This window comes from Paracoccus beibuensis (genome assembly GCF_026162625.1).
Lineage (GTDB): Bacteria > Pseudomonadota > Alphaproteobacteria > Rhodobacterales > Rhodobacteraceae > Paracoccus > Paracoccus beibuensis.
In genome coordinates this window covers 16,147-27,205 of record NZ_JAOTBD010000039.1, presented here as the reverse complement: position 1 = coordinate 27,205, position 11,059 = coordinate 16,147, and the positions used below count along the sequence as shown (strand labels likewise).

The following is an 11,059-nucleotide window of genomic DNA, read 5'->3' as shown; positions in this document are numbered from 1 at the left end:
CTCGGGCGTGCCGACCGAGAACTCATGCGCCTGCCCCGTCGCCGGGGCCGAGGGAAAACGCCCCTCGGTCCGGATCTTCTCGCCTGCAATCAGGTGGTCGCCATGGGGAATATGAGTCATGTCAGCGTCCTGTCCGTTCACGCCATTCGGCGTATTTCGTCAGATTGTCCTCATCCGTCGCCGGATAGAGGCCGATGATGCCGGCGCCTGCCTGCACCTGCTCCAGCACGAAATCCTCGTAGGACTCCATGCCGGTGCATTCGTCCGCGATCTCGTCCGCCAGATGCGCGGGGATCACCATGACCCCGTCGCCGTCGCCCAGCATCACGTCGCCCGGGAACACCGGGGCGTCGCCGCACGAGATCGGCACGTTGATCTCGATCGCCTCGTGCAGAGTCAAGTTGGTCGGCGCCGACGAGCAGGCGAAATAGGCCGGCATGTCCAGCGCGCCGATGCCCGCCGCGTCGCGCACGCCGCCGTCCGACACGACGCCCGCCGCGCCGCGCATGGCCAGCCGCGTGATCAGGATCGAGCCGGCGGTCGCCGCGCGGCTATCCTTGCGCGCATCCATGACAAGGACATGACCATGGGGGCAGGTCTCAACGGCAACGCGCTGCTTGTGGTCGCGCTGGCGGAACACCGTAAGCGGGTTGCGGTCTTCACGAGCCGGAATATAGCGCAGGGTGAAGGCCTGGCCGACCATGGTGACGGGCTTCTTCTCGACGGGACGGACGCCCTGGACGAACTGGTTGCGCAGCCCGCGCTTGTAAAGTGCCGTCGCGACCGAGGCGGTGGACACCTTCTTCAGCTTGTCGCGGGTCTCGTTCGACAGGATGTAATCGCTCATCGCATGTTCCTCAGATAAGGCCGTTCGCGGCCATGAAGCGGTCCAGGTCGGATTGTTGCAGCGCCGTCAGCGGCCAGGCGGAAGGCGGGCGTGTCGGCCCGCAGTCCAGACCCTGCGCGATCAGCGCAGCCTTGACGCCGGTGACGTTCGTGCCGTTCATCTCTTGCGCTCGGATGTCCTCGAAGACGCGCATGCGGTCGATGAGGGCGTTGGCCTTGTGATAGTCGCCCGCCTCCAGCGCGGCATGGATGGCGACGGAATGTTCTGGCCAGACGTTGATCAGGCCCGAGGTGAAGCCCCGCGCGCCGACCGCGTAGAAGGTCGGCGCCCAGACTTCGGCCAGGCCGCCGACCCAGACGATCGACGGATCGCAGGCCGCCTTCGCCTCGGCCAGCTTCTGCGGGTTGGGCGTCGCCCACTTGACGCCGCGCACGCCCGGCACGACGCACAGATCGGCGATGGCTTTGGTGCCGATGGCGTCGTTGCGCAGATAGATCATCATCGGCAGCCCGCCGGATGCGTCCGACACCGCCTTCAGGTAATCGACCACCCCGCGCGGCGTCACAAACGGATCGGGCGGCTGATGCACCATCAGCGCCGCCGCCCCCGCATCGGCCGAGGCCCGCGCCAGCCGCTGCGCATCGCGCAGGCCGCGCCCGACGCCCGCCAGCAGCGGCGCACGACGGTCCAGCAGCCCAGCAACCTCCTGCACCATGGTGCAGGCCTCGTCCGTGGTCAGGGCGTAAAACTCGCCCGTGTTGCCGTTGACGACCGGCATGTGCAGCCCCGCCGCCAGCGCCCGATCCAGGATCGGGGCAAGGCGTGCGGGCGCGATGTCGCCCGCATCGTCATAGGGCGTCACCAGGATGCCCGAGATGCCCGTCAGGGCCTGATCCAGCGCCATCATCAGAAGATGTCCGGTTCACCGGCGGCCGGGCCGAAGTCACGCTCGAGGAAGTCGAAGTCGCAGCCCTTGTCGGCCTGCGTGACGTGCTTGGAAAACATCCAGCCCCAGCCCCTCTCGAAGTGCGGTTCGGGGGCTTTCCACGCGGCACGGCGAGCCTCCAGTTCGGCCTCGTCGACCAGCATGTCCAGACGGCGGGCGGGCAGGTCCAGCCGCACGATGTCGCCAGTCTTGAGCAGCGCCAGCGGTCCGCCCACATAGCTTTCGGGCGCGACGTGCAGCACGCAGGCGCCATAGGACGTCCCCGACATCCGCGCGTCCGAGATGCGCAGCATGTCGCGATGGCCCTGCTTGATCAGCGCCTTGGGGATCGGCAGCATGCCCCATTCGGGGAAGCCGGGACCGCCCAGGGGGCCGGCGTTGCGCAGCACCATCACCGTGTCGGGCGTGACGTCCAGGTTCTCGTCATCGACCGCGGCCTTCATCTGGGGGTAGCTGTCGAAGACCAACGCCGGACCCTCGTGGACGTGGTACTTGGGATCGCAGGCGGCCGGTTTGATGACCGCGCCGTCGGGACACAGGTTGCCGCGCAGCACCGCCAGCGAGCCTTCGTGATAGACCGGGTTCGACAGCGGCCGGATGACGTCGTCGTTGAAGACCTTGGCGCCTTCCAGGTTCTCGCCCATGGTCTTGCCGGTGACGGTCAGGGCCGTCAGGTCCAGCCGGCCCTCGATCTGCTTCATCAGCGCGCGCAGGCCGCCCGCATAGAAGAAGTCCTCCATCAGGTAGGTCTTGCCCGAGGGCCGGACATTGGCGACCAGTGGCGTGGTCCGGCCAAGCGCGTCCAGGTCGTCCAGCGTCAGGTCCACGCCCGCGCGGCGGGCCATGGCGATCAGATGGACGACGGCGTTGGTCGAACAGCCGGTGGCCATCGCCACGGTGGCGGCGTTCCGGACGGCGGCCTCGGTGACGATGCGGTCGGGGGTCAGGTCCTCCCACACCATGTCGACGATGCGGCGGCCGCAATCGGCAGCCATGCGCTGGTGCCCGCTGTCGACCGCCGGAACCGACGATGCGCCGGGCAGGGTCAGGCCCATCGCGTCGGTGATGGCGGTCATGGTGCTGGCGGTGCCCATGGTCATGCAGACGCCCGCCGACCGGGCGATGCCGCCCTGCAGCCCCTGCCATTGTTCATCCGTGATGTTGCCGGCGCGGCGTTCGTCCCAGTACTTCCATGCATCCGAGCCAGAGCCCAGCCTGGCGCCCGCATAGTGCCCCGACAGCATCGGGCCGGCAGGCAGGTAGATCATCGGCACGCCAGCCGTCAGCGCGCCCATCACCAGCCCCGGAGTGGTCTTGTCGCAGCCGCCCATCAGGACGACGCCGTCCAGCGGGTGCGAGCGGATCTGCTCCTCGGTCTCGATCGCCAGCAGGTTGCGGTAGAGCATCGAGGTCGGCTTGGTGAAGCTTTCGTCGACCGACAGCGAGGGCAGCTCGACCGGAAAGCCGCCGGCCTGCAGCACGCCGCGCTTCACGTCGGCGGCGCGTTCGCGGAAGTGGGCGTGGCAGCTGTTCAGTTCGGACCATGTGTTCAGGATGCCGATGATCGGGCGGCCCATGAAGTCGGACTCGGAATAGCCCAGCTGCATCATGCGGGAACGGTGGCCGAAGCTGCGCAGGTCGTCGGGGGCGAACCAGCGCGCGCTGCGCAGTTCGGCGGGTGTCTTGGTGGTGGTCATGTCTGCCTCGGATCGGTCTGCGTTTGGGAAAGTAGGGCGGGGATCATTCCTCGCCGCCCAGCTTCAGGGGATTGGCCGTGACCGGCCCGCGCGAGGCGCGGTATTCGCCCCACAGCTGCCATGCGATCGACACCACGGCCAGCGCCAGGAAGGTCCCCGAGATCGGGTTGGTCAGGAATCCCGTATAGTCCCCCCGCGACAGCTGCAGCCCGCGGCGGAAGCTGGTTTCGGCCATCGGGCCCAGGATGAAGCCGATGATGAACGGCGCGGTCGGGATGCCGGCCTTGACGAAGGCATAGCCCAGGACGCCGAAGCCCAGGATCGTCCAGATGTCGAAGATGCGGCTGGCCAGCCCGAAGGCGCCGACGGCACAGAGCACCAGGATCACGGGCAGCAGGATGTGCTTGGGGATCGCCAGCAGCTTGATGAAGATCCGCAGGCCCCAGAATTCCAGCACAAGCATCAGCACGGCCGACACGATCAGCGCGGCGAAGATGGTATAGACCAGCGGCGCCTGCGTGATGAACAGCATCGGGCCCGGCTGGATCCCGTGGATCATCAGGCCGCCCAGCATGATCGCGGTCACCGCGTCGCCCGGGATGCCCAGTGTCAGAAGCGGGATCATGGCGCCGCCGATTCCGGCGTTGTTGGCGGTTTCCGAGGCGACCACGCCTTCAAGCGTGCCCTTGCCGAACTCCTCGGGGGTCTTCGAACGTTTCTTGGCGGCGATATAGGCGATGATGTTCGACGTGCCCGCACCGATGCCCGGCAGGATGCCGATGCCGATGCCGATCAGCGCGCTGCGGAAGGCGTTGGGGATCTGGCCCAGGAACTCGGCCATGGAAAAGCCGAAGCCCTTGATCTTGACGGGCTGCGGCGCGGCGCCGCCGTCGACCGGGTGCCGGGCGGATTCGGCGACCTTGATGACCTCGGCCACGGCGAACATGCCGACCAGCACGGTCAGGATCGAGAAGCCGGCGTTCAGTTCCACGTTGCCGAAGGTGAAGCGTGCCGTCGCATCAACGGGCGCGATGCCCACGGTGGACACGGCAAAGCCCAGAACGCCCGCGAAGACACCCTTGGCCATCGACCCCGACGACAGCGTCGCGATCAGCGTCAGCGAAAAGACGGCGATGGCGAAGTATTCATGCGGGCCAAAGGACAGCGCGACCTTGGCCAGTGACGGCGCGATGAACGCCAGCGCGGCGATGGACGCGATGGTGCCGAGGAACGAGAACACGATGCCGGCGCCGAGCGCCTTCGCGCCTTCGCCCTTCTCCATCATGGGCGCTCCATCGAAGGTGGTCGCGATGGACGACGGCGTGCCCGGAATCTTCAGAAGGATGGCCGAGATGAGGCCGCCCGAGGTCGCGCCGACGAACAGCGCGATCAGCAGGCTGATGCCCGCCGCCGGGCCAAGGCCGTATGTCATCGGAAGGCACAGCGCGATTGCCATGACGGCGGTCAGGCCGGGGACGGCACCGAAGACGATGCCTACCGCGACGCCCGCCGTCATCAGCAGGAAGATCTTCAGCGACAGGACGGCCGCGAATCCCTGGATCAGAAGGTCGAACATGTATCTGCTTTCAGTTCAGCCAGGCCACCAGCGGCCCTGCGGGCAGCAGAAGGTCGAAGGCATAGCGGAAGGTGGCGAAGATGATCACGGACGACACCGCAGCAAGACCTGCATAAAGCGGCACGGACCGCGATGCGGATTTGGGCGTCAGCACCAGGAACTGCAGGAACAGATAGATCGCCGTGGCGATGGGAAAGCCCAGGGGCCGAAGGGCGGCGATGAAGCCCGCGATCAGCAGCAGCGTCAGGCCGACTGTGACCAGCCCGCTTGTGGCGGCCCTGGTCTCGGCCTGGGTGGCGGGCGGGCGACGCAGCGCGCTGACCAGTTCGATCAGACCCAGCCCGATCATCATCCAGGCCAGGATGGTCGGCACTGTTCCCGCATCCACGCCGTCGCGTTCGGGCAGCACTGCCGCCATGCGCAGATAGGCGATTCCGGCGCCGGCCATGACGGCACCGACGATCACGTCCTTGAGCCGCATCCCGCAGCCCTCCCTTGCTGAAATGGCTGGAAGCCCGGCGCGGGTGGCGCGCCGGGCCGCCGATCCCTAGCGCGCAGCCTGCAGCGCGTCGCGATACGGCATGTAGGTGTCGCGGATCGCATTCAGGCGCTCGACCGCCTCTTCCTTGGGCAGGAAGGCGACAGGCTGCTTGAAGCCCTCTTCAAGATCCTCGGCGTATTCGGGCATCTCGGCGATCTGCTTCATGACCTCGCCCATCTTGTCCACGATCGCCTGGTCGGTCCCATCGGGGAAGGCAATGATGTAGGGGTTGTTCATGACGAAGTCGACGTCCTGCTCGACGAAGGTCGGGATGTCGCCCAGAAGCGGGTTCGGCTCATCGTTCGGCTGACCCAGAACGACCATCTGGCCGCCTTCGACATAGTCCTGCACGGCACCATAGGCGATGCCTGCGACGTCGATCCGGCCGCCCAGCAGCGAGGCGATCTTTTCGGCCGCCGAACCAGTGTCGACCACGTTCATCTCGACGCCTGCGCCTTGCTGGAAGATCAGGCCCTGCAGGTGCGAATAGCCGCCGAACTCGGTGCCGAAGGTGACGCTGCCGGGCTCTGCCGCCTGGAGGTCCTTGACCGAGGTCAGGCCGGATTCGGCGCTGGCCACCAAGACGGCGCCCTGGTCGATGGCGGGCACGCAGCAGATCTCGAAATCGGCGATGCCGTAGTCGGCAAGACCCGAAACCTCGGCCACGATCAGGTGACCGGTATGGCCGAACAGCATGGTGTAGCCGTCAGGCTCGGCCTGGCGCACGGCCGAGGTCGCGATGGTCGCGCCGCCGCCTGGCATGTTGGTGATCACCATGCCGACGCCGGTAACTTCCTCGAAGTAGCGCGCCATGGTCCGGGCGTTGAAGTCGGTATCGCCGCCGGGGCTGGCGCCGATGATGACGTTGATGGTGCGCTGCGGCCAATCTTCCTGGGCCACCGCCGCCGTCGACACAAGTCCCGCTGCAAGTGCGGTCATTGCGAGAATCACTGTGCTTTTCACCGGTCGTATCCTCCCTTGAACCCATTGGGTCTTTACCTCACTTCACGCATTAATATATTTGTGCGCAGCGGGCAAGCGCTTTGCATGCTGTCGCCGCTGCTGCTAGCTGACTGCAGAAGAAGCGCATCCAGATCACGAGGAGCATGTTTCGTGCACACGCACACACGCAGGCAGTCAAGGGCGGACCTGATCCATGACCGGCTGCGGCACAGGATCGTCACGCTTGATCTGCGGCCCGGGCAGACCCTGAATGAAAAGGAGCTATGCGAGGATTTCGGCGTCAGCCGCACGCCGCTGCGCGAGGCGATCATGCGGCTCGCCGAACACGGCATGGTCACGGTCGCGCCGCAGCATGGCACCTTCGTGTCCAACATCTCGCCACGGGCGGTCAAGCTGGCGCACTTCTTGCGCGAAAGCCTTGAAGTGCCGGTCATCCGGCAACTGGCGCAGCAGCCCGAGCGGCGGCTGAACCGGCTTGAGGATCTGGTCCTGGAACAGAAGATCCTGGCCGCGCGCGACGATCAATCCGGCTTCATCCTGCTGGACGACCAGTTCCACGAAGCTCTTTTCGCGGCTGCGGGCCTGGCTGAACTGTGGAGCGTGATCCACGCCAAGAAAGGTCACCTGGACCGTGTCCGGTTCCTGCAGAGCAACACGCGCGGCGGGGTCACGACGCCCCTGACCCAGCACGAGGCCGTTCTTGACGCGGTGGCCCGTGGCGCGGTCGGCGAGGCCGAGGCCCTTCTGCGCGAGCACGTCGCAGGCTCCCTGCATTTCCTTGAACAGCAGCTACGGGATCGCCCAGACCTCTTCATTGCCGACGCGGGGGGCAGATCCGTTCCGGCCAGCCGCCCTGCATCACCTGCCGACCAGTCCGGCCAGAGCGAGACATGAACCTTTCCGCGACAACGGGCATCCTGGAAGACCTGCGGGTGCGCATCCTGTCGTTGGACCTGCCCCCCGGTGCGCCCCTGTCACGCGCCGACCTGGCCGAAACCTACGGAATCAGCTCGACCCCGCTGCGCGACGCGCTTCTGCGCCTGCGGGACGAGGGGCTGGTCGATATCCACCCCCATGCCAGGACGTCGGTCAGCCTGATCGACCTGCCTCACGCCCGCCAGACCCACTTCCTGCGTAGCGCCGTCGAGGTCGAGGTCGCCGGCACTCTTGCCAAGGCGCCGCCCGCAGGGCTGACGGACGAGCTTGTGCAGCTGATCGACATGCAGGACAGCGAGGCGCGGCGCGGCAACCTGGGCGGGTTCGCGCATCTGGACCTGGCCTTCCATGCCGCGCTGTTCCGCCATGCCGGTGTCGAGCAGGTGCACCGGGTCGTCCGGCGGGAAAGCATCCACATTGACCGTCTTCGCGCCCTGCACCTCATGCAGCCGGAAAAGGCCCGGCAGATCCTGTTGGACCACAGGCGGATCGTCGGGGCAATCTTGGAGGTCGATCCTGCAGCCGCAGCCGGGGCGATGCGCCAGCACCTGTCGCAGTCGATCCTCTCCGGTGAACGGCTGACGTCGGACAACCCCGGCTATTTCAAGACCTATCGTGATTGAGCCAATCGCGCTCAGCCCGCGCGACCTGCAAAAACAGCGCCGCCTCCTGCGTCGCTGATGGTCCTAGTACCTTCGGCTGCGCAACCGGCCGTAGCATCTGCAGGCCTGCCTTCTGGGAATACAGACCCGCCACACTATCGCGATACGCTCAGGCATCCCCAGATTCCGCCACGCTATCCGATGCGCCGTACGCGTGCCCTTGTCTTTGACTTCAACCTGAGGCGCGGCGGGACCGACAATACGTCACTGCACCTTCTGGAGGCGCCGCACCGGAGACGTTTCGCCATGACGACTTACGCCCCTTGGCGCCAGGACGGCCAGCCCGATCCTGCACCCCATGTCGTGACTGACAGCGTTTACGGCATTGGGAGAAGCTACGGGCGGCGGCGCCTGATCGGGCACCTTCTGCGACGCCCACCCGGAAAAAACTGCATGCGTAGTCATGGGCGCAAGGGGAACGCGCCGGGCCTGGCCCAAGCCGCCGGCAGAATGATGCGTCGATCGGCTGTTTCCTGGCTGCATGCCGGCTGGCGGAACCTCTCGCAGTTTCAGCAGCGGATGTCATGCGCGGTGGCCCGTCGAGGATACCGTCTTCGGCATGACGACCTGCTGATTGCAGGCGCATGCGCGGGCCCGCCAGACTGTGCCGAACATCGGCTGGAGGTTCTGGGCGACGGGCATCTCAGGGCGATACTGGCAAATGATCGGTCGAGGCTCGGTCGGCGATTGCCGGATGTCTTCTCTTTCACGACAAGCAGCACAGCTTCATGGCGCAAGCGACGTTCTTCGTGCGGACATCCCGGTTCGAAGGGTTTCGTGAGGCCCCTGCCCTACCCTGAACTGGATCCGGTCGTGACATCCGGGCCTATCTGCCGCGTCATCGCGGACTTTGACACCCACGACGACAGTGTCGACCGATGCTGCAACGCATGAACCGCCTTCGCCAACGACCCCTGCGCATCCAATCGTTCGCAACAGTGCATTGCCGGGGCTACAGTCCTTCCGGCTGGACGACAACACATGAAGGGTCGAGCGTCTCGCCGCTGGAATGCGCGAGGATGTTGACCGTCCAGTGGCGGACGATCCGATGGAAGTTCTCTCGGCATCGTCCGCCGGAATGAGCGGAGAGCACGACATTGGGGGCCGAGAGCAGCGGGTTTCCGGGTCGGGGTGGTTCCTCCGAAAAGGCATCTATCGCGGCGCCGCCGAGGTGATGTGCCGATAGGGCGTCGGCCAGAGCGACCTCGTCCACGAGGCCGCCCCGGGCGGTGTTCACGAGGAACGATCCCGACGGCATCCTGGCCAGGCGGTTCCTGTCGATCAGGTGCCGGGTCGGGGCCGACAGGGGAAGGTGCAGCGACAGCACATCGGCCCACCCGATCAGTTGGTCGAGTTCCATGTAGCCGGGCACGGCGGGATCCGGCCCCGAGCTTCTGGTGTAGGCGATTTCGCAATCGAAGCCCAACAGGCGGCGCATGACCTGCCGACCGATCGCGCCCAAGCCGACAAGGCCGACCTTCGCACCGCAGAGATCCCGGCCGACGGAGTAGAGGTCGGGCTCGGCCCAACCGCCGGCGCGAATCCTTGCGTCTGCCTGGGGGATGCGCCGGCGGATCGCCAACATCAGGCCGATGGTCAGGTCCGCGACGGAGGGCGCGTTGAGCCCGGGGCTGCGGGCCACGACGATGCCGCGGCCTTGGGCGGCATCCAGCGGAATGCCGTCGGTCCCCGTCCCCCACTGGTGGATCAGCTTCAGGCGCGGCGCGCCAGCCACCAGTTCCGCTTCGAGCGGAACCGAGCGGACGACCGCGTAATCGGCCTGAGCCAGGGCATTCCGGCGCGACTGGATCCCGTTGTCGGGAATGAGCACGAGCCGGAGCCGGTCGCCGACGATATCGCGCAGCCGGGCCTGCGTCGGACCGTCGAACGCCTCCAGCACGGCGACGTGGGGCACGGTCATGCGCGATTGCCGATCAGTTCTTTCAGCATTTCTTCCTCCTCGCCGGTCAGGTCGACCAGCGGGGCGCGCATCCGGCCGGCCGGGATGCCGCGCAGGCGCACGCCCGCCTTGATGGCCGAGACGGCATAGCCTGCCTTGCGATCCCGGATCTTGGTGAAGGGATAGTAGAACTCGGTCAGCAGGCGTTCGCAGGTGGCGTCGTCGCCGGCGGTAAAGGCGCGGTGGAAGTCGACAGCCGTTCCCGGCACGAAGTTGAAGACGGCCGAAGAATAGGTTGGCATGCCGGCGCCCCGATAGGCCTGCGCGAAAAGCTCGTGCGTGGGCATCCCGCCGATATAGCTGAGCCTGTCACCCATCCGCAGCGTGACCCGGCGCACGGTGTCGATGTCGCCCGTGCCGTCCTTGAAGCCGATCAGGTTCGGACATTCAGCGCAGAGCTGTTCGAGCATGTCTGTCGTGACCTGCGCCTGACCGCGGTTGTAGACGATCACCGCCATGTTGGTGGCCCGGCAGACAGCCCGGATCCGGTCGGCGATGCCGTCGGCCGGTGCCTCGGTCAAGTAATGTGGCAGAAGAAGGATTCCGTCGCCGCCCGCAGCCTCGATGGCCTGCGCCAGGTCGCACGCCATGCGGGTGCCATAGCCGCAGCCCGAGATCACCGGCTTGTCGGGGTTCGCCTGCCGCGCCGTCCGGACCGTCTCGACGATCTCTGCCGGGGTGAGCGAGAACATCTCGCCCGTTCCGCCGGCAACGATGAGGCCTGCGACAGGATGTTCCGACAGCCATTCGAGGTGCTGCCGGAAGGCACGGGGATTGAAGGCGTCGTCGTCGTCGAACGGGGTGACGGGGAACGACAGAAGTCCGGTCCGGATCATGGACTGCAGGTCGGTGGGATCGATCATGGTGAAGGTCCTTTCGGGGCTCTTGCGGCTCTCGGTCATGTCCGAGCGTGGGGATGAGGGCGGCACCA

10 protein-coding genes are annotated in these 11,059 nt (G+C 66.5%); 2 read left to right on the top strand and 8 right to left on the bottom strand.

Annotation, left to right across the window (positions count from 1 at the left end; translation table 11 throughout):
- Positions 1-121 precede the first annotated feature (121 nt).
- The 6 genes from OC159_RS17195 to OC159_RS17170 form a co-directional block, all read right to left on the bottom strand.
- Complete coding sequence (locus OC159_RS17195; RefSeq protein WP_265502431.1) at positions 122-847, bottom strand: ribonuclease activity regulator RraA; 726 nt, start codon at positions 845-847, stop codon at positions 122-124.
- 10 nt (positions 848-857) lie between these two features.
- Complete coding sequence (locus OC159_RS17190; RefSeq protein ID WP_265502430.1) at positions 858-1,754, bottom strand: dihydrodipicolinate synthase family protein; 897 nt, start codon at positions 1,752-1,754, stop codon at positions 858-860.
- Complete coding sequence (araD, locus tag OC159_RS17185) at positions 1,754-3,490, bottom strand: L-arabinonate dehydratase (protein ID WP_265502429.1); 1,737 nt, start codon at positions 3,488-3,490, stop codon at positions 1,754-1,756. The genes OC159_RS17190 and araD overlap by 1 nt, the downstream gene beginning before the upstream one ends.
- A 43-nt stretch (positions 3,491-3,533) precedes the next feature.
- Positions 3,534-5,066, bottom strand: coding sequence for a tripartite tricarboxylate transporter permease (locus OC159_RS17180; RefSeq protein ID WP_265502427.1), 1,533 nt, complete (start codon positions 5,064-5,066; stop codon positions 3,534-3,536).
- A gap of 10 nt (positions 5,067-5,076) precedes the next feature.
- Positions 5,077-5,547: a tripartite tricarboxylate transporter TctB family protein gene (locus OC159_RS17175; RefSeq protein WP_265502426.1), complete on the bottom strand. Its 471-nt coding sequence runs from the start codon at positions 5,545-5,547 to the stop codon at positions 5,077-5,079.
- Positions 5,548-5,613: 66 nt separating this feature from the next.
- Positions 5,614-6,546: a tripartite tricarboxylate transporter substrate binding protein gene (locus tag OC159_RS17170; protein WP_265502425.1), complete on the bottom strand. Its 933-nt coding sequence runs from the start codon at positions 6,544-6,546 to the stop codon at positions 5,614-5,616.
- 174 nt (positions 6,547-6,720) lie between these two features.
- On the opposite strand from OC159_RS17170, the gene OC159_RS17165 reads away from it, so the two are divergent.
- Both OC159_RS17165 and OC159_RS17160 read left to right on the top strand, forming a co-directional pair.
- On the top strand, positions 6,721-7,464 hold the full coding sequence (locus tag OC159_RS17165) for a GntR family transcriptional regulator (RefSeq protein WP_265502424.1): 744 nt from the start codon (positions 6,721-6,723) through the stop codon (positions 7,462-7,464).
- Positions 7,461-8,129: a GntR family transcriptional regulator gene (locus OC159_RS17160; protein WP_265502423.1), complete on the top strand. Its 669-nt coding sequence runs from the start codon at positions 7,461-7,463 to the stop codon at positions 8,127-8,129. Before OC159_RS17165 ends, OC159_RS17160 begins: the two co-directional genes overlap by 4 nt.
- A 991-nt stretch (positions 8,130-9,120) precedes the next feature.
- On the opposite strand, the gene OC159_RS17155 is transcribed toward OC159_RS17160, so the two are convergent.
- Both OC159_RS17155 and OC159_RS17150 read right to left on the bottom strand, forming a co-directional pair.
- Positions 9,121-10,089, bottom strand: coding sequence for a 2-hydroxyacid dehydrogenase (locus OC159_RS17155; RefSeq protein WP_265502422.1), 969 nt, complete (start codon positions 10,087-10,089; stop codon positions 9,121-9,123).
- Positions 10,086-10,988: a 5-dehydro-4-deoxyglucarate dehydratase gene (locus tag OC159_RS17150; protein WP_322626742.1), complete on the bottom strand. Its 903-nt coding sequence runs from the start codon at positions 10,986-10,988 to the stop codon at positions 10,086-10,088. The genes OC159_RS17155 and OC159_RS17150 overlap by 4 nt, the downstream gene beginning before the upstream one ends.
- Positions 10,989-11,059 lie beyond the last annotated feature (71 nt).

Bases quoted from the DNA above. Each gene is read 5' to 3' on its own strand.
- OC159_RS17195 (WP_265502431.1), bottom strand. From the start codon at position 847: ATGAGCGATTACATCCTGTCGAACGAGACCCGCGACAAGCTGAAGAAG.
- OC159_RS17190 (WP_265502430.1), bottom strand. From the start codon at position 1,754: ATGATGGCGCTGGATCAGGCCCTGACGGGCATCTCGGGCATCCTGGTG.
- araD (WP_265502429.1), bottom strand. From the start codon at position 3,490: ATGACCACCACCAAGACACCCGCCGAACTGCGCAGCGCGCGCTGGTTC.
- OC159_RS17180 (WP_265502427.1), bottom strand. From the start codon at position 5,066: ATGTTCGACCTTCTGATCCAGGGATTCGCGGCCGTCCTGTCGCTGAAG.
- OC159_RS17175 (WP_265502426.1), bottom strand. From the start codon at position 5,547: ATGCGGCTCAAGGACGTGATCGTCGGTGCCGTCATGGCCGGCGCCGGA.
- OC159_RS17170 (WP_265502425.1), bottom strand. From the start codon at position 6,546: ATGACCGCACTTGCAGCGGGACTTGTGTCGACGGCGGCGGTGGCCCAG.
- OC159_RS17160 (WP_265502423.1), top strand. From the start codon at position 7,461: ATGAACCTTTCCGCGACAACGGGCATCCTGGAAGACCTGCGGGTGCGC.
- OC159_RS17155 (WP_265502422.1), bottom strand. From the start codon at position 10,089: ATGACCGTGCCCCACGTCGCCGTGCTGGAGGCGTTCGACGGTCCGACG.